The following is a 17,446-nucleotide window of genomic DNA, read 5'->3' on the forward strand; positions in this document are numbered from 1 at the left end:
CGCCGGTCCGGTGCGGATCGGCGGGGCCCGAGGCGGCCGAGCGGCCGCGAAGCCACCCGACCGGCACGACGACTACACGGCCAGCGGGGACTCCACCGGCAGCGAGGTGTCGGTGGCCAGGTCCAGCGAGGACGGCGGCAGCCCCGCCGCGACCACCTCCGCGCCCAAGGCCGCGATCATGGCACCGTTGTCCGTGCACAGGCGCGGACGCGGCACGCGGAGCTCGATCCCGGCCTCCCGGCAGCGCTGCTCGGCCAGGGCCCGCAGCGCCGAGTTGGCCGCCACGCCACCGCTGATCACCAGGGTGCTCACCCCGTTCTCCACGCAGGCGTCGACCGCCTTGCGGGTGAGTACGTCCACCACCGACTCCTGGAAGGCGGCGGCGATGTCGGCCACCACCAGCGGTTCGCCCCGGCGCTCGGCGTCCTCCACGTGGCGGGCCACGGCCGTCTTCAACCCGGAGAAGGAGAAGTCGTACGTGCCGTCGCCCCACTTGCCGCGCGGGAAGCGCATCGCCTTCGGGTTGCCCCTCTGCGCCGCCCGGTCGATGGGCGGACCGCCCGGGTAGGGCAGCTCCAGCAGCCGCGCCACCTTGTCGTAGGCCTCACCGGCGGCGTCGTCGACGGTGTCACCGAGCGAGACCACGTCGGTGGCCAGGTCGTTGACCAGCAGCAGAGAGGTGTGGCCGCCCGACACCAGCAGGGCGATCGACGGTTTGGGCAGGGGCCCGTGGTCCAACTGGTCCACGGCCACGTGGCCGACCAGGTGGTTGACCCCGTACAGCGGTTTGCCGAGCGCCATGGCGTAGGCCTTGGCCGCGGAGACGCCCACCAGGAGCGCGCCGGCCAGGCCGGGCCCGGCGGTGACCGCGACGGCGTCCACGTCGGAGAGCTTCACTCCCGCGTCGTCCAGGGCGCGGCGCACGGTGGGGGTCATGGCCTCCAGGTGGGCGCGGCTGGCCACCTCGGGCACCACGCCGCCGAACCGCACGTGCTGGTCGACGCTGGAGGCGACCGACTCGCCCAGCAGCTCGCAGCCCCGGACCAGCGCCACCCCGGTCTCGTCGCAGGACGACTCGATCCCCAGGATCAACGGCTCACTCATGGCTTCCCCTCTCCGCGACGCGGCGCATGACGATGGCGTCCGCCCCCTTGTAGTAGCCCCGGCGCACGCCGATCGCCTCGAAGCCGAAACGTGTGTAGAGGTCCTGGGCGCGCGGGTTGTCCGAACGCACCTCCAGGAACATGTGGGTGACGCCCCGGGCGGCGGCCTGGTCGAGCAGCTCGGTGAGCAGCGCCCGGCCGATCCCCCTCCCCCACGCGTCCGGCGCGACGGCCATCGTCTGGACGTCGCCCTCGGGCGGGACGAACCTCAGCCCGGCGTAGCCGACCAGGTCCGCACCGGTGGCGGTCGCGGTGTCCGCCCCGGCGGCCCCGTCAGCGGTCTCGGTCTCGGTCTCAGTCTCGGTCTCAGTCTCGGCCACCACGTAGTACCGGGTGGAGACCTCGGCGAGCTCCTCGCGGAGCATGCCCTCGCTCCAGGCGTCCTGCGGGAACAGCGCGCGTTCGAGCGCCATGACGGCAGGGACGTCGTCGGCGGTCATCGGGCGCAGGCGCACCGCCTCGGTCACCTCACCCACTGGCGGACCCTCTTCGGCGCGCCCGGCTCGACCGCGTCGGGTCGGCGCAGGTAGAGCGGCGCGGGCTCGGGCAGCTCCTCGCCCCGCCGCAGGCGCAGCAGGGCCAGCTCGGCCATGGCCGCGGCGTCCGGGTGGAGCGGCTCCAGGGCCGCGGTGTCCTCGGGGTCGGCGCCCAGCACCTCGGCGTACATCCGGGCACCGTCGCCCACCAGCGGCAGGCCGCCGGTGTCGATCTCGGCGGGGCGGTCCACCCGCACCTCGCCGACCCGGGTGAGGTGGTCGTCGTAGCGCGCCCAGAACACCTCCTTGCGGCGGGCGTCGGTCATGCCCAGGAACGGTCCGGTCCGCCGGGTGGCGAAGGCCAGGGCGTCCAGCGTGGTCACCCCGTGGCAGGGCACGCCCAGGGCGTCCGCGAGGGCGTGACCGGTGGCCAGACCCACCCGAAGCCCGGTGTAGGGGCCGGGGCCCACACCGACCGCGATGTGGTCGATGTCGCCCAGCACCAGCCCGGACGCCGTGAGCAGGTTCTGGATGGTGGGGGTGAGGAGCTCGCCGTGGCGGCGGGCGTCCACGGAGCTCGCGCTCGCGCGCAGCGAGAAGGTGCCGTCGGAGGTGGTCTCCCCGATGGCGGCGGTGACCGCCGGGGTGGCGGTGTCGAAGGCCAGGAGCAGCACGGGTGGGTCCGCCTATCCGTTCCCGGCGGCGGTGCCGGGCAGGTCGATGTCGGTCCACCGGGCGCCGACCGCGCGCAGGTGGACGGTGCGGGTGTCGTCGGGGTGGCGCTCGATCCGGATCTCCAGGCGGTCGTCGGCCAGCCCCTCGGCCACGCCCTCGCCCCACTCGACGACGGTGACGGACTCGGCCAGGGTCATGTCCAGGTCGATGTCGTCGATCTCGTCGGGGCCGCCGAGCCGGTAGGCGTCCACGTGCACGAGCGCGGGACCGCCCACCACCGACGGGTGGATTCTGGAGATGACGAACGTGGGCGAGGTGACCGACCCGCGTACGCCCAGGCCCTGTCCGAGCCCCTGGGTGAGGGTGGTCTTGCCCGCTCCCAGCGGCCCGGAGAGGATCAGGAGGTCCCCGGGGCGGGAGAGGGCGGCGAGGTCACGGCCCAGGACGCGCATCTCCTCGCCCGTCGCGGCGGTGACCGCGTGGACGCGGGACGTGCCCCCGGTGGTGGCTGTGGTGTCTGTCATCGCTCTCGCAGAGTGGTCGTGTCGTGGTTCGGCCCGCGTCGGGGCGCGCCGAAGGTCCCTCTTCACCCAGGTTAGGTCGGGTGGGGAAGGTTCGTGACCGATATCGGGGAGAGCGTCAGGACCCGCCGACGTACGTGCGCGGCACCCGGGCGCCGATTCGCGTGATGATCTCGTACGGGATGGTGTCCAGGACATCGGCCCAGTCCTGCGCGGTGGGCACGTCCGGGTTCTCGGTCGGGTCGCCGAACAGCACCGCGAGGTCGCCCGCGCGCACCGGGTCGTCTCCCACGTCAAGAACGAACTGGTCCATGCAGACTGTTCCCGCGATGGTGCGCCGGGAGCCGCCGAGCAGGACCGGACCCCGGTTGGTGGCGGCCCGGGGGACGCCGTCCGCGTACCCGAGCGGCACCAGGGCGAGAGTGGTCTCCTCCTTGGTGACGTACCGGTGGCCGTAGGAGACGCCGCTGTCCGCCGGGACGCGCTTGGTCAGCGCGACCTTCGACGCGAGAGTCATCGCGGGACGCAATCCGGGCACGTCCATATCCGGGATAGGGCACAGACCGTAACTCGCGATCCCGCCCCGGACGAGGTCGAACCTGGCCTCGGGCAGGGTCAACAGCGCCGCTGAGTTCGCGATGTGCCGGACCTCCGGGGACAGTCCTGCCTTCTCCACCACCGCGAGAGCCTCGTGGAAGACCTCCAGCTGCGCCCGGATCGAGGGGTGTCCCGGCTCGTCCGCGCAGGCGAAGTGCGACCACACCCCGGTGACCCGGATCAGGCCGTCCTCCTCCGCGCGCGCCGCCGCCTCGACCACCGACGCCCACGCGCCCCGGCCGACGCCTCCCCGGTTCAGGCCGGTGTCCGCCTTCAGCTGGACCCGGGCGACCCGGCCCAGGCGCGCGGCCTCGGCCACCACCGTGTCCAGGACGGCACGGTCGCTGACCCCCAGGTCGATGTCGGCCCCGATCGCCTCCCCCACCGGCTCCCCCGGAGGGATGATCCAGGACAGCACGGGCAGCGTGATCCCCGCCCGGCGCAACTCCAGCCCCTCCTTGATCAGCGCGGTCCCCAGCCACGTGGCGCCGCCCGCGACGAGGGCGCGCGCGGCGGGCAGGATTCCGTGCCCGTACCCGTCGGCCTTGACCACGCCCATGAGAGGGGTCCCCCCGGCCAGATCACGGAGCAGCCGGGCGTTGGAGGTGATCGCGTCGAGATCGACGCGAGCGTGCGCGAAAGGAGCCATGCCCACAGTGTTCCACGCGTGGGTTACCGCTGCGGAGCTGCGGGTATGTGGCCTACGACCGAGTTCGAGCCCTATTTTGGGGATATCGGTATGAACGAAATCGGAAGTGAACGAGCCGTCAACGTGACCCGCCTGTGGTCCGGCGGACTGGCCACCGCGGTGGTCGCCGCCCTGGTGATCTTCGCCGGGACCCTGGTGGTTCGCGGGGTCTTCGGCATCCCGGTGCTCGCACCGGAGGAGGCCGGGAACCTGGGTGACGCCGGAACGGTCGGATACGCGCTGTTGGCGGGGCTGGTCGCACTGCTCGCGACCGCGCTGCTCCACCTTCTGCTGCTCTCCGCGCCCCGGGCGCTCTCGTTCTTCGGCTGGATCGTCGGTCTGGCCACGGCCATCGCGGCCGTCACGCCCTTCACACAGGGCGCCGAGATCTCCAGCCAGGTCGCCACGGGCCTGATCAACCTGGTGTGCGGTATCGCCATCGCCTCGCTGCTGCGCGGCGTGGGGCGGACCGCCGTGATCAGCCGGGTCCCCCGGCAGGCCAGACGCGACGCGGGCCCGGCCCTGCGCCACGAGGGCGTCCTGCCCGACGTGGGCCAGCGGGAGTACGACCCCACGCGCTACCGCGCCCTGGAGGAGGACGCCGAGTACGAGGACGCCCGCGACCGCGCGCGGGCCCAGCGCGCGGAGGAGGAGCGTGCCCGACACGGCACCCGCGACGACTGACCGAACGACCGACACCGCCGGGGGCGGGGCCACGTGGCCCCGCCCCCTTCCCGTGCCGTGCTGGCGAGAACCAACCGGGGCGCCCCCGCGTCGCACAGGGCGAGAACGCGGGTCCCGTCCCGTCGCGGCGGGGACCCGGGGAGCGGTCCGGAAGCGGAGCCACGCGTCACGGTGGCGTGGGGCCAGGCCGCTCCGACGTCGACCGCTGGGAGCCCTCATGACACAACGCGTGGAGCACGACCCCTCCCGTGAAGAGGACACGATCGTGGCCCTCCTCGAAAGCACCACGGGCGACCTCTCCGGCCCCGAAGTGGTCCGGGTCTTCGACGAGGCCCTGGACCGCCTCGTCACCCTGTGGGCGTACCACCGCAGGGACGGAGGGCAGTGGTCGCCGGGTTTCGTCGAGCGGGTCCGCGAACTCGTCCGGTCGGACGCGAACAGGCACGGCTTCCAGGCCTACGTCGGCCAGTGTGAGGCGTTCGCCCTACGCAGCATGGGAGACGGCTTCCAGCGCTCCTGCTACCTCCGCAGCCACATCCAGGTGCTCGTCGAGGAGTTCGTCCCCTTCGCCGACCTCATGCACGCCGCCGACTCGGGAGCCCTGGACGCCATCGACGAGCTCTATGTCGAGGACGCCCACGGCATCCCGCCCATCCCCCCGGACCAGCTCCCCACCTGGGTCCCCGCGTCCCACTGGTGGTGGCGCGCCTCCACCCGCGTCGACATGAGTCGGCAGGAGATCGACGAGAAGCTCCACGACTACTCCCTCAGCGACCTCTACAGCGAGAACGAGGAGCTGCCCGGGGATCTCTCCCGGTAGCCGCGCGAGAACCGCCGCCCTCCTCTCGCTGGGGGATACGGCGCATACCCGACACGAACACACAGCGAAGGGGAGCCCGCGGTGATGAGCCCCGAAGAAGAAGCCGTACTCGAACGCCTGCGGAAGAACGCGGTCGCCGCCGCACCTGACTCCGCCAGGAACTTCCTCGGGATCGGGGACGACATCGTGTTGCTGTGGACGGACAACCGCCGACACCAGCGATCTTGGCATCCGAGGTTCCAGGAAGAAGCCGCCGAGCTCCTGAGGAAAAGCGGGAACCGACACGGTTTCACGTACTATTTCTTCCATTGCGAAGACTATTCCCTGCGCATCTCGGGGGATGGCTTCTGGAACGCGTGCTATTACCGAAGCAAGGTCCAGATCCTCATCGAGAACCTCGTCCCCTTCGCCGACCTGGTGCACCCGGCCGACACCGACGGACTGGAGGAGGTCGATGAACTCTTCGTCTCGAAGGCCGACGACATCGTGCCGATCCCACCCGAAGAGATCCCCGGGTGGATACCGGAGTCACACTGGTGGTGGCGCGTCCCCACACGCCACGACTGGACCGAAACCGAGATCAACGAGAGGCTCTACGGATACTACGAAGAGGATTACCTGTAGGCGAGCTGAGACCACCGCCGTGGATCGGGGCGCTCGACCTCTCTCAAGCACGGCAGAACGCCGTGACCCGGATGGCACCGCACGTACTGATCAACTCACGAGACCGGAGCGGTCACGACCATGACCCCGTTCAGCCCCGAGGAGCAGGCCGTCATCGAGCTCCTCCAGAAGAACGCCGAAGCCGTCCCCCCGGACAGCGCCAGGAACTTCCCCGAGATCGTCGAGGGAATCATGCGCCTGTGGGAGACCCACCTCCGCAACGGCCACACCTGGCCACCGGAATTCGTCCAGGAGGCGTCCCACCTCCTCAGAAAAGAGGGGAACCGCCACGGATTCTCGGCCTACTTCGGAGCGTGCAGGAGGTACTCCCTGCGCAGACGAGGCGACGGGTTCGTGAGCGCCTGCTACCTCCGCAGCAAGATCCAGATCCTGAACGAGTACTTCGTACCGTTCGCCGACCTCGTGCACCCGGCCGACGGCGGAGCACTGGAAAAGATCGACGGCCTTTACGTCAAGGACGTCGACGATATCGTGCCGATCCCGCCCGAGGACATCCCCTGGTGGGTCCCCGAATCCCACTGGTGGTGGCGTGCCCCCACCCGCCTGGACATGAGCCCACAAGAAATCGACGAGAAGCTCCACGACTACTCCCTCAGCGACCTCTACGACGAAGACGAGCAGATTCCTAGAGAACTCTGCCGATAGCCCGCATCGCCCCCACCCCACCCGACCACGCCTCTCCCCACCCCCAAATGGAGACTGCCGTGAGCAACTCGTCAGAAAATCCTCCCCTCACCAAGAGAGAGAAGCAAGAAAGGAAGCTGAAAGAGAAGGTCAACCACCTCTTCAGAGTTATTGATTGGGCTGGCAAAGACAAAGAAGATTTCCTGAGGCTCCACGGGGAATCGACACCCAGCACCAAGACATTGAGCCGACTGGCCAAGGTGGTACTAGACAACAAATACCCGTACACGAACACCATGGGGAGTGAGGCGCAAGCAATAAGGCCCGTGGTGGCCCAAGGTCTCTCCTTTGCACTCGAAGGCGATGGAATCAAGGACTCCGCCAACAGGTACTCCTATTACATGGCCTACTACGACAGCACACAGGAGTACATTTCAGAGAGAAACCCCTATTTGACCGAAACGGAACTCATAAAGATCACAGCAGACCGAGTCCTCAGCTCGGAGGAAGAATTCCGAGACAGACTTCAATCCGACCTTGAAACCCTCCACGGACTAGGACGGGGGACGCGAATCGATATCGACATCACAGAAAGCAAAGAGAAGATCATCGCATCCCTCCGCAATCAGGCTGACGCCGTCGGCATGGGAGACGACTTCACTGCACTCAGGCACGTGTACGCCCATGGGCGCGAGATGCCGACCGAAGAACGGGAGGGCCTCCACCGGGTCGCCGCCTACCACAACAGCATGGGACGGACCATCAAAGAAGGAAAGGTCGTCAATTTCCTTTCCAAAAAGAACAACACCGAAGTTGAAGTACAGTTTGAGAGGTCGATTTTGGCAGGCAAATTCGCTATTTACACTCCGACGATCCTCTCGCGAGAGGCGGGAGTGATCGCACCGACGACATACCGGAAAGAAACAAAGGAGGACCATGGGCCAGAATTTTAACCCCGAAGAGGAGGAAGTCCTCGAACTTCTTCGAGAGAACGCCGAGGGCGAGACTCCGACCACGGCCACAGCATTTCCCGCGATCATGGATGGAATTGCTTCCTTGTGGAAGCTTTATCGCAGACACAACCGCACCTGGGAGTCGAAATTTCAGGAGGAAGCAGGCAAGCTCCTGAGGAGGCATGGAAACCGACACGGATTCACCCATTATTTCCGCATGTGCCAGAAATATTCGAGGCGCAGCACGGGGGATGGATTCCTGAATTCATGCCAATATCGAAGTAAGATTCAGATCATCATCGACGACTTCGTCCCCTTCGCTGACTTGATGCACCCGGCCGACGCCGACAAGCTGGATGTGGTCGACGCGCTCTTCACCGAGAATGCTGACGACATCGTGCCGATCCCGCCCGAGGACATCCCCTGGTGGGTACCGCAGTCGCACTGGTGGTGGCGCGTCCCCACACGCCACGACTGGACCGAAGCCGAGATCAACGAGAAGCTCTACGGTTACTACGAAGAGGACTGGGACACCCCATGACCGACGACAACCTCTCCCTGGTGGAGAGACGACTCCAGCAGGACGTCGCCGCGGTGGACGCCCTGGGCCGGGGCGGTGTGCGAGTCGACCTGAGCGCCGGGCCCAAGGCCGTGGTGAAGGCTCTGCGCGAGTCCGCCGACCGGATCGGTTTCGAATCTCCCATCGACGCCGCGACACACGTCATGCGCCGCTTGGACGAACTACCCACAGCGGAACTCGGGGACCCCATCCCCGCCTACCACGCCTCGGCTGGAACGACCGTGCGCACCGGACGGGCCAGGTCTCTGGGAGCCGACGACGAGGTGCTGAGCATCTCTTTCGAGCGGGTCGCACCCATGACCCCGTTGGCCACGGTCACTCTCTCCACCCTGGTGGAGATCTGGGGCGACGGCACCGCCTACCTGGCCGACCACGGGTGGCCCGCACCGCCGTCGAAGCCCGTGCACGGCTTCACGGGTAGTCCGGAGGAACTTCTGGAGCGCGCCCGGGTCGACCTGGCGGACCCGGAAATCCCCCTGAGGCAGTCGCTGCTTCTGCTCTGGGGTGCCCGCATCGGTGCGGCCGACCTCGTCGGCACACCGGATCAGCGGCTGCTCGTCGCTGAGGGCGCCGCCGTCCGTCGCGAGGAGATCCGCGGACTCCTGTTCCGTGCCGATCGGTTGGCCTCCGGCCCTGAGGAGGGGTGGTACGCGGCCTGCCTGTACCGCTCCATGCTGGAGAACCTGTTCGAGGGCTTCCTCGGCGCGGTGACGTTCGCCCTGGTCAAGCCGGAGGAGATCGACGGGGTCGACGAACAGCTCAAGGAGAACCTGCCGGAGAACGAGGAGGCCTCCCCCGAGGCGGTTCCGTCCGGTGTGCCGGACGGGCACTGGTGGTGGCGGGCCCCGTTCGTCCGTTCCTGATTCACCGTAGGGCGGGGCTCTGACGGCCCCGCCCCCTTCGCGCGCGTTTGTCCGTGGGCCCTGGCAGGGTGATCCGGAACTGGTGGCAACGCGAACGGAGCACGACGTGGCGGGAATTCCGGAGGGGCGCAGGGTCGGGCGGGCGGCGGTGAACGCCCTACGCGGCCTGTTGGAGGAGCACGACCACGTCGTTCAGGAGATCGACGGGCAGAACGACTTCGGCGAGGACCTCTACGTCACGTTCGGCGAGGACGGCCGTACCACCGGAGACGTCGTGAAGGTCTAGGTGAAGGGCGGCGTCAGCTGGAAGCGGGCGAACGGCTACGCCGTCCCGGTCAGGCAGCACGCCGCCACCTGGTCCGAGGGCAACGTGCCGGTGCTGTGTGTCGTGTACGACCCCGACACCGGTGGCCTCTACTGGGCCAACGCCACGGACCAGCTCCGTCTGGCCCGGCGGCAAGGGGAGGAGCTTCCCGCGATCAAGGTCGATCCGGACGATCGACTGGACGAGGACTCCATCGACCGTTTCGTCGCGCGGGTGCGTGCCTACGTCGGACGCTTCCGCGGTATGCGGGCCGTCCACACACAGCTGGGCGAAATGGCCGGGGTCGAGTTCGGAGACACGGACCAGGTCCTGCACTTCGTCAACGTGTACGAGGAGGTTCTGATCTTCTGGAAGCGGTTCGGCGAACCGGGTGCCACCCTGCTCCACAGCGACCTCGGCTGGGCACCCCAGCACATCACCGCCGGGGACTTCGGCACGGTCATGAGCGTGCCGACGATCGGCGACGTCGTCCTGAACATGTCCGAGGCCCTCTGGCTCATGGCGTGTTTCCAGGCCACGGAGGGCCCCGACGCGGTCAGGCTCCCATGACGAGGGACTCGGCGTGGTCGGGGCTCAGGCAGTGCTCGATCACCATGACGGCCGCGCCGATCACGCCCGCGCCCTCCCCCGCCTTCGACGAGACGATGCTGAGGTTCTCGGTGGCGAGCGGCAGCGACCGCTGGTAGATGACCTCGCGCACCCCGGCGAGCAGGTGGTCGCCTGCCATGGCCAGCGCGCCGCCGACCACGATGACCGACGGGTTGAACATGTTCACCGAGGCGGCCAGGACCTCGCCGACGTCGCGCCCGGCCTGGCGCAGGGCGCGCAGCGCCGGGACGGAACCGTTGCGGGAGAGCTCCACGACGTCGCGGGCTCCCGAGGCGGGCACCCCCTGGGCGGTGAGCGCCTCGGCGAGCGCGTGCCCGCTGGCCACGGCCTCCAGGCAGCCGGTGTTCCCGCAGCGGCAGGGCCGGTCGGCGCCGCTGGGCACGTGGATGTGCCCCATGTCCCCGGCGGCTCCCTGGGCGCCCCGGTAGACGTTGCCCTCGCTGACGATCCCGCAGCCGATGCCGGTGGCGACCTTGACGAAGAGGAGATGGCTGGCGGTGGGCCAGGCGACGTGGTGTTCGCCGATCGCCATGATGTTGACGTCGTTGTCCACGAGCACGGGCCGCGAAATGCGGCCGCGCACGTAGCCCGGCACGTCGAAGTCGTCCCAGCCGGGCATGATCGGCGGGTTGACGGCGCGCCCGGTGGAGTGCTGGACGGGCCCGGGTAGGCCCACGCCGACGCCGAGGAGGTCGTCCGTGCCGCGTCCGGCTCCGTCGAGGAGGGCGCGGCCGTGGTCCACGACCCAGTCGAGGACGGGTTCGGGTCCCTGGGCGATGTCGATGTCGGCGCGGTTCTGGGCGAGCACGGTGCCGGACATGTCGGTGAGGGCGAGCCGGGCGTGGGTGGCGCCGAGGTCCGCGGCCAGGACGACGCGCGCGTCCGGGCGGAACGAGAAGGTCGTGGGCGGGCGCCCTCCGGTGGACACGGCCTCCCCGGCCGGGCCGATGAGCCCGCTGGCCAGGAGGGCGTCCACGCGCTGGGTGACCGTGGAGCGGGCCAGGCCGGTGACGGCGGCCAGCTCGGAGCGGGTGCGGGGGCGGCCGTCGCGCAGCAGCCGGAGAAGGGTCCCGGCGCCGGGCGCGGCGGTGGCGGCCGGGGTGCGCAGGGGTGTCGCCCCCGGTCCCTCGGGGCCTGTCAGCGCGTCTTCCGTCATGGGACCAGTGAAGCACAGGATCTATTGAGTGACCGTCATTCATCTATTTTGTCCACATCCGGCAACTTATGCTTGACCTTCGACATAAGTCAGACGTAACGTCTCGGACATGTCAGTGAAGAAGGTCACAGGTCTGGGCTCAGCGCCTGCTTCCGAACCGACCGCCCCCTCCACCTACCGCGCCGCGGTGATCGGTACCGGCTTCATGGGGCGGGTCCACTCCCACGCGGTCCGTGCCAACGGCGGCGAGGTCGTCGGGGTCGCCGGGTCCTCCCTCGCCCGGGCCGAGGCCTTCAGCGCCTCCCACGGTGCCGGGCGCGCGCACGCCGACGCCCTCGAACTCGTCCGCGACCCCGACGTCGACGTGGTGCACGTGTGCACCCCCAACCACCTGCACGCCCCCCTGAGTCTGGCCGCCCTCGCGGCCGGAAAGCACGTGGTCTGCGAGAAGCCGCTGGCCACCGACGCGTCCACCGCGCGGGACCTCACCCGGGCGGCCCGGGACGCGGGCCTGACCGCCGTCGTCCCCTTCGTCTACCGCTTCCACCCCATGGCCCGCGAGGCACGCGCCCGGGTGGCCTCCGGCTCCGTCGGGCGGGTCGGGCTCGTCCACGGCGGCTACCTCCAGGACTGGCTGCTGCGCCCTGAGGAGGACAACTGGCGGGTGGACCCGGCGGTCGGCGGACCCACCCGGGCGTTCGGCGACATCGGATCGCACTGGTGCGACCTGATGGAGTTCGTCACCGGCGACCGGATCTCCTCCGTCTGCGCGCAGACCTCCCGGTTCAACGAGCGCCGGGGCACCGACGGCGGCCGCGCCGTCACCACGGAGGACCTGGTCACCCTCCAGTTCGCCACCGAGTCGGGCGCGGTCGGCACCGCCGTGGTCAGCCAGGTCTCCCCCGGCCGCAAGAACCAGCTGGTGCTGGAGGTCTCCGGTACCGAGGGTTCGCTCCGCTTCGACCAGGAGCGCCCCGAGACGCTCTGGGCGGGCGGGCGCGAGCGCACCGGTACCGTCTCCCGCGACGACCCGGGCCTCAGCGCCGACGCCGCCCGCCTGGTCACGCTGCCGGTCGGCCACCCCCAGGGCTACCAGGACTGCTTCAACGCCCTGGTCGCCGACACCGGCACCGCCGTCGCGGGTGGTGAGCCCGAGGGGCTCCCCGTTTTCGCGGACGGGCTCCGGGCGGCCGTGCTGGCCGAGGCCGTCCTGGTCTCGGCCCGCGAGCGCCGCTGGGTCGACGTACCCGCGGCCGAGGACCACACGGACCGACCGAAAGGCCCCATCCGCCCAGGTTTGTACGAATGACCGAGAGGCCCCTGCCCCGCTTCACCTGGAACGGTTACCGACCGTGAACCCAGGGGCCTCAACAGGTCACCCGAGACCCCTGGTCATCGGGACCGGCACACCCGAGAATGCCAGCAGCCGGTCCCGCCCACGTTCCTCCCTGCCCCCGACGAAAGGAACCGCCGTGGACTGATCACACCGATGAGGCGGCCACCCCCCGCTTCCGAACGCGATAGCAGGAACTCCGCGACGGTTCGCACCCGCCGTACGGCCCCCGCCGTACACGCGAACGCGGCCCCCGTCCCTGCCGTCGGCGCCGGCACGCCGCACGGACTCATCGACCCCCCCACCCCCAGGTGAGGTTTCCCGTGATCAAGAGACCCCTACGAACGCTGGGCGCCCTGACGGCGAGCGTCGCCCTGGCCCTCGGACTGACCTCGGTCCCCGCCCAGGCCGACACGGAGGAGCAGGAGCCGTTCACCGCGCTCGTCTTCTCCAAGACCACCGGCTTCCGACACGACTCCATCCCCTACGGCGTCGCCCTGTACGAGGCCCTCGCCGAGGAGCACGGCTTCGAGACCGAGCACTCCGAGGACGCCGACATCTTCAACCCGGAGGACCTGGCCCGCTTCGACGCGGTCGTGTGGCTCTCCACCACCGGCGACGTCCTGGACGAGGGCCAACAGGCCGCGTTCGAGGAGTACGTCCAAAACGGCGGCGGCTACGTCGGCGTCCACTCCGCGTCCGACACCCACTACGACTGGGAGTGGTACGGCGACCTGGTGGGGGCGTACTTCGCCAGCCACCCGCCCGGCACCCAGGACGCCGAGGTGATGGTCAACGACCGCGCCCACCCCTCCACCTCGATGCTCCCGGCCAGCTGGGACCGGCACGACGAGTGGTACGACTACGACGTCAGCCCGCGCGGTGACGTGCACGTTCTGGCGGGCCTGAACGAGGCCTCCTACGAGGACGTCGTGGACCCGGCCGGGCAGATGGGGTTCGACCACCCGATCGCCTGGTGTCAGGTGTACGACGGCGGGCGCTCCTGGTACACCGGCGGCGGCCACACCGTCGAGTCGTACTCCGAGCCGGAGTTCACCGCCCACCTCCTGGGCGGCCTCCAGTGGGCGGCCGGACGGGCCGAGGGCGACTGCGGCGCCACCCAGTGGGACAACTTCGAGAAGGTCACGCTCGCCCAGGGTGAGGAGAACGTCGGCGAGCCCATGGGCATGGCCGTGCTCCCGGACGGCCGGGTCATGCACACCTCCCGCGACGGCCAGGTGGCCCTGTGGTCCCCCGAGACCTACAGCACCGACGCGCTCGCGGACGTCCCCGTCTACGACCACGACGAGGACGGGCTCCAGGGCATCGCGCTCGACCCGGACTTCGAGGAGAACGGGTGGGTGTACCTGTACTACGCGCCCGTGGTCGACGGAGTCCCGTCCGGGGCCGCGCCCGAGAACGGCGACCCGGAGGACTTCGCGCCCTTCGAGGCGCACAACAACCTGTCGCGCTTCCAGTTCGTGGACGGTGACGAACCGGTACTGGACCTGGACAGCGAACAGGTGATCCTGGAGGTCGAGGCCACGCGGGGCATGTGCTGCCACGTCGGCGGCGACATCGACTTCGACCCGGACGGCAACCTCCTGCTGTCCACCGGCGACGACACGAGCGCGTTCGGCTCGGACGGGTTCAGCCCGCACGACGAGCGGGAGAGCCGTAACCCGGCCTTCGACGCCCAGCGCAGCTCGGCCAACACCAACGACCTGCGCGGCAAGTTGATCAGGATCGCGGTGGACGACGACGGCGGGTACACGATCCCCGAGGGGAACCTGTTCCCGGAGGAGAGCTCCGACCCCGACCTGACCCGCCCCGAGATCCTCGCCATGGGCCTGCGCAACCCGTTCCGGTTCTCCGTGGACCAGACCGACGGCAGCGTCTACCTGGCCGACTACGGCCCGGACGCGCCCGCGGCCGACCCCGAGCGCGGGCCCGAGAACACGGTCACCTGGCACCACATCACCGAGGCGACCAACATCGGCTGGCCCTACTGCATCGGCGACAACTCCGCCTACAACAAGTACGACTTCGGGTCAGGCACGTCCGGGGAGAAGTTCGACTGCGACGCCCCGGTCAACGAGTCACCCCGCAACACCGGGCTCACGGAGCTGCCCCCGGTCTCCCCGGCTGCGATCTGGTACGGCTACGACGAGTCGGAGGAGTTCCCGCACCTGGGCACCGGCGGCGGCGCACCGATGGGCGGCCCGGCCTACGCCTTCGACCCGGAGCTGGACTCCGACAACAAGTGGCCCGAGTACTACGACGGCGTCCCGCTGCTGTACGAGTGGAGCCGCCAGTGGATCAAGCAGGTGCACCTGGACGACGAGGGCGGCGTCCTCGACATCACCGAGACCGTCCCGGACATCGACCTGGCCAACCCCATGGACATGGAGTTCGGCCCGGACGGCGCCCTGTACGTGCTGGAGTACGGCTCGGGTTGGTTCGGCGGCTCCGAGGACTCGGCGATCTCCCGTATCGACTACTCCGGGTCGGGCAACAGCCCGGTGGCGCGGATCGGCGCCAGCACCACCTCCGGCCCCGCCCCGCTGACGGTGGAGTTCTCGGGTGAGGACTCCTTCCACCCCGGCGGCCTGGCCTTCGACCACGCATGGAACTTCGGTGACGGCACCACCTCCACCGAGGTGTCGCCCACGCACACCTTCGAGGAGGCGGGCCGGTACAACGTCAGCCTCACCGTGACCGACACCGAGGAGCGCACGGGCACGGCGACGGTGTCGATCACCGCGGGCAACACCGCGCCGGAGGTCGCCTTCGACACGCCCCGGGACGGCCAGTTCTTCGACTGGGGCGACGAGATCCCGTTCGACGTGACCGTGGAGGACGCCGAGGACGGGTCGATCGGTGACGGGATCGACTGCGACACCGTGCAGGTGACCTCGTCGCTGGGCCACGACACCCACGCCCACCCCTGGACCCAGTACGAGGGCTGCGAGGGGGTGAGCGTCACCGGGACCGACGGCGGCCACGGCCACGACATGAACATCTTCTGGGTGCTCCAGGCCGAGTACACCGACCGCGGCGGGGACGGCGTTCCGTCCCTGACCGGCAGCGACGGGGTCAAGCTCAACCCGTCGCGGATGCAGGCGCAGTACTTCACCTCCAGTGAGGGGGTGATGACCGAGTCCACGGAGGACCCCAACGGCGGCCTGCGCAACATCGGCGGTGTCCACCACGGCGGCTGGGTCGCCTACGACCCGGTCAACCTGCACGGGGTGGAGCGGATCGGCTTCCGCGTGGCGTCGGACGGGGCGGGCGGCACCATCGAGGCCCGCGCCGACTCCCCCGACGGCACGCTGGTCGGCTCGGTGGACGTGGAACCCACCGGCGGCTGGCAGGAGTGGACCGACGTCACGATGGAGGACGTCACCGACCCCGGCGGCACCATCGACCTCCACCTGGTGTTCGTCAACGACGGGGCCGGGGACGAGGCGCTGTTCAACGTCAACTACTTCGACGTGAACGCCGACCACGACGGCGGCCACGAGGAGGGGCCCGAGACCGAGCTCACCAGCCCGGCCGACGGCGCGTCCTTCGGGGCCGGTGAGGAGGTGCCGCTCGCGGCCGAGGTCACCGACCACGGCGACGCCGGGATCGAGGAGGTGGAGTTCCTCGTGGACGGGCAACCGGTCGCCACGGTGACCGAGGGCCCCTACGAGGCCGCCTGGACCGACGTTCCGGACGGTGAGTACGCGGTCAGCGCGGTGGCCACCGACGGCGAGGGCCGCACCGGGACCTCCGCCACCCACACCATCACGGTCGGCGACGACCCGGGCCCCGTGGAGTGCGCCCCGCCGTCCCTCGACGACGGGTACCGCGCCCTGTGGGACGGGGAGTCGCTGGACGGCTGGACCATGGCGGGTCCGGGCGGCTTCGAGGTCGTCGACGGCGGCGACGGGTGCGTCCTCCAGACCGAGGGCGGCATGGGCCTGCTCTGGCACGAGGACGAGCTGGGCTCCTACCGGCTGAAGCTGGACTACCTCACGCACGAGGAGTCCGACAACTCCGGTGTCTTCGTCGGCTTCCCCGACCCGGGCGACGACCCGTGGGTCGCGGTCAACGAGGGCTACGAGATCCAGATCGACCCGTTCGGCGCGCCCGCGGGCGACCCCCTCACCCGGACCGGGGCCGTCTACAACTTCCAGGCGGCCACCTCCCACCCGGAGGTCGTGGGCGAGTGGAACACGATGGAGATCGAGGTCAGCGACCCGATGATCCGCGTGTGGGTCAACGGTGAGCTGGTCAACGAGTTCGAGAGCACCGACCCCGACCGCGACCTGTCGTCGGGACGCGTCGGGCTCCAGAACCACGGCGCGGACGACCTCGTGTGGTTCCGCGACGTGCAGGTCACCGACCTGGAGGACGAGGTGGAGGAGTTCACCTTCGCCGAGGTCCACGAGCGGCTCGGCGAGCTCGCCGAGGAGGGCTCCCTGAGCTTCTCCGAGGCCACCCGCCTCACCCGCCAGCTGGAACTGGCCGAGCACCACGTGAGCATGGACCGGCCCGCGCAGGCGGGGCGTTCCCTCGACCGGTTCCGTAGGACCGCCGAGAGCGTCGCCGACGCCGACACCCGAGAGGAGCTGGGGCGCCTGGCCGACGGCCTCGAACACCTGACCGCACCACCCGAGTAACCCCGGATCGGCAGTAGCGCGGAAATCG

General features: G+C 69.7%; 17 protein-coding genes. 11 read left to right on the top strand and 6 right to left on the bottom strand.

Going from position 1 to position 17,446, the window contains the following annotated elements:
* Positions 1-72 precede the first annotated feature (72 nt).
* The 5 genes from tsaD to alr all read right to left on the bottom strand — a co-directional run bounded on the left by tsaD (position 73) and on the right by alr (position 4,081).
* Positions 73-1,104, bottom strand: coding sequence for a tRNA (adenosine(37)-N6)-threonylcarbamoyltransferase complex transferase subunit TsaD (gene tsaD, locus ABZ635_RS19150; protein WP_357766758.1), 1,032 nt, complete (start codon positions 1,102-1,104; stop codon positions 73-75).
* On the bottom strand, positions 1,097-1,639 hold the full coding sequence (gene rimI / locus ABZ635_RS19155; RefSeq protein ID WP_357766760.1) for a ribosomal protein S18-alanine N-acetyltransferase: 543 nt from the start codon (positions 1,637-1,639) through the stop codon (positions 1,097-1,099). Before rimI ends, tsaD begins: the two co-directional genes overlap by 8 nt.
* Entirely contained in the window at positions 1,627-2,313 is a 687-nt protein-coding gene (tsaB, locus tag ABZ635_RS19160; RefSeq protein WP_357766763.1) for a tRNA (adenosine(37)-N6)-threonylcarbamoyltransferase complex dimerization subunit type 1 TsaB, read from the bottom strand. Before tsaB ends, rimI begins: the two co-directional genes overlap by 13 nt.
* A gap of 12 nt (positions 2,314-2,325) precedes the next feature.
* Complete coding sequence (tsaE, locus tag ABZ635_RS19165) at positions 2,326-2,838, bottom strand: tRNA (adenosine(37)-N6)-threonylcarbamoyltransferase complex ATPase subunit type 1 TsaE (protein WP_357766766.1); 513 nt, start codon at positions 2,836-2,838, stop codon at positions 2,326-2,328.
* 115 nt (positions 2,839-2,953) lie between these two features.
* On the bottom strand, positions 2,954-4,081 hold the full coding sequence (gene alr, locus ABZ635_RS19170; protein WP_357766768.1) for an alanine racemase: 1,128 nt from the start codon (positions 4,079-4,081) through the stop codon (positions 2,954-2,956).
* 90 nt (positions 4,082-4,171) lie between these two features.
* Here alr and ABZ635_RS19175 point away from each other — a divergent pair, with 90 nt between their 5' ends.
* The 9 genes from ABZ635_RS19175 to ABZ635_RS19215 all read left to right on the top strand — a co-directional run bounded on the left by ABZ635_RS19175 (position 4,172) and on the right by ABZ635_RS19215 (position 10,202).
* On the top strand, positions 4,172-4,804 hold the full coding sequence (locus tag ABZ635_RS19175) for a DUF6069 family protein (RefSeq protein ID WP_357766771.1): 633 nt from the start codon (positions 4,172-4,174) through the stop codon (positions 4,802-4,804).
* A gap of 217 nt (positions 4,805-5,021) precedes the next feature.
* Positions 5,022-5,624: a hypothetical protein gene (locus ABZ635_RS19180; RefSeq protein WP_357766774.1), complete on the top strand. Its 603-nt coding sequence runs from the start codon at positions 5,022-5,024 to the stop codon at positions 5,622-5,624.
* An 84-nt stretch (positions 5,625-5,708) separates the two neighbouring features.
* Positions 5,709-6,248, top strand: coding sequence for a hypothetical protein (locus ABZ635_RS19185; protein ID WP_357766777.1), 540 nt, complete (start codon positions 5,709-5,711; stop codon positions 6,246-6,248).
* A gap of 120 nt (positions 6,249-6,368) precedes the next feature.
* Positions 6,369-6,953 carry a hypothetical protein gene (locus tag ABZ635_RS19190; RefSeq protein ID WP_357766779.1) on the top strand — a complete coding sequence of 195 codons (585 nt, stop codon included), beginning with the start codon at positions 6,369-6,371 and terminating at the stop codon, positions 6,951-6,953.
* Between the two features lie 59 nt (positions 6,954-7,012).
* Positions 7,013-7,885 (top strand): hypothetical protein, encoded by an 873-nt coding sequence (locus ABZ635_RS19195; protein ID WP_357766782.1) that lies wholly within the window; start codon positions 7,013-7,015, stop codon positions 7,883-7,885.
* Positions 7,869-8,426 carry a hypothetical protein gene (locus ABZ635_RS19200; protein ID WP_357766785.1) on the top strand — a complete coding sequence of 186 codons (558 nt, stop codon included), beginning with the start codon at positions 7,869-7,871 and terminating at the stop codon, positions 8,424-8,426. The genes ABZ635_RS19195 and ABZ635_RS19200 overlap by 17 nt, the downstream gene beginning before the upstream one ends.
* On the top strand, positions 8,423-9,328 hold the full coding sequence (locus tag ABZ635_RS19205) for a hypothetical protein (protein WP_357766788.1): 906 nt from the start codon (positions 8,423-8,425) through the stop codon (positions 9,326-9,328). Before ABZ635_RS19200 ends, ABZ635_RS19205 begins: the two co-directional genes overlap by 4 nt.
* Before the next feature lie 106 nt (positions 9,329-9,434).
* On the top strand, positions 9,435-9,614 hold the full coding sequence (locus ABZ635_RS19210; RefSeq protein WP_357766791.1) for a hypothetical protein: 180 nt from the start codon (positions 9,435-9,437) through the stop codon (positions 9,612-9,614).
* Positions 9,615-10,202 carry a DUF4365 domain-containing protein gene (locus ABZ635_RS19215; RefSeq protein ID WP_357766794.1) on the top strand — a complete coding sequence of 196 codons (588 nt, stop codon included), beginning with the start codon at positions 9,615-9,617 and terminating at the stop codon, positions 10,200-10,202.
* On the opposite strand, the gene ABZ635_RS19220 is transcribed toward ABZ635_RS19215, so the two are convergent.
* Positions 10,189-11,418, bottom strand: a complete 1,230-nt coding sequence (locus ABZ635_RS19220) for an ROK family transcriptional regulator (RefSeq protein WP_357766797.1) — start codon at positions 11,416-11,418, stop codon at positions 10,189-10,191. The genes ABZ635_RS19215 and ABZ635_RS19220 overlap by 14 nt on opposite strands.
* Before the next feature lie 115 nt (positions 11,419-11,533).
* Between ABZ635_RS19220 and ABZ635_RS19225 the strand changes: the two genes are divergently transcribed.
* Together ABZ635_RS19225 and ABZ635_RS19230 are read left to right on the top strand one after the other, a co-directional pair.
* A complete protein-coding gene (locus ABZ635_RS19225; RefSeq protein WP_357766852.1) occupies positions 11,534-12,727 on the top strand; it encodes a Gfo/Idh/MocA family oxidoreductase in 1,194 nt (397 codons plus the stop codon).
* Between the two features lie 347 nt (positions 12,728-13,074).
* Positions 13,075-17,418, top strand: a complete 4,344-nt coding sequence (locus tag ABZ635_RS19230) for a ThuA domain-containing protein (protein ID WP_357766800.1) — start codon at positions 13,075-13,077, stop codon at positions 17,416-17,418.
* Positions 17,419-17,446: the final 28 nt, after the last annotated feature.

Source organism: Nocardiopsis sp. NPDC007018, from assembly GCF_040635075.1.
GTDB lineage: Bacteria > Actinomycetota > Actinomycetes > Streptosporangiales > Streptosporangiaceae > Nocardiopsis.

Excerpts from the sequence above, each read along its gene's own strand:
- ABZ635_RS19200 (WP_357766785.1), top strand. The coding sequence starts at position 7,869 with ATGGGCCAGAATTTTAACCCCGAAGAGGAGGAAGTCCTCGAACTTCTT.
- ABZ635_RS19175 (WP_357766771.1), top strand. The coding sequence starts at position 4,172 with ATGAACGAAATCGGAAGTGAACGAGCCGTCAACGTGACCCGCCTGTGG.
- tsaD (WP_357766758.1), bottom strand. The coding sequence starts at position 1,104 with ATGAGTGAGCCGTTGATCCTGGGGATCGAGTCGTCCTGCGACGAGACC.
- alr (WP_357766768.1), bottom strand. The coding sequence starts at position 4,081 with ATGGCTCCTTTCGCGCACGCTCGCGTCGATCTCGACGCGATCACCTCC.
- tsaE (WP_357766766.1), bottom strand. The coding sequence starts at position 2,838 with ATGACAGACACCACAGCCACCACCGGGGGCACGTCCCGCGTCCACGCG.
- ABZ635_RS19220 (WP_357766797.1), bottom strand. The coding sequence starts at position 11,418 with ATGACGGAAGACGCGCTGACAGGCCCCGAGGGACCGGGGGCGACACCC.
- ABZ635_RS19185 (WP_357766777.1), top strand. The coding sequence starts at position 5,709 with ATGAGCCCCGAAGAAGAAGCCGTACTCGAACGCCTGCGGAAGAACGCG.
- ABZ635_RS19205 (WP_357766788.1), top strand. The coding sequence starts at position 8,423 with ATGACCGACGACAACCTCTCCCTGGTGGAGAGACGACTCCAGCAGGAC.
- ABZ635_RS19190 (WP_357766779.1), top strand. The coding sequence starts at position 6,369 with ATGACCCCGTTCAGCCCCGAGGAGCAGGCCGTCATCGAGCTCCTCCAG.
- ABZ635_RS19180 (WP_357766774.1), top strand. The coding sequence starts at position 5,022 with ATGACACAACGCGTGGAGCACGACCCCTCCCGTGAAGAGGACACGATC.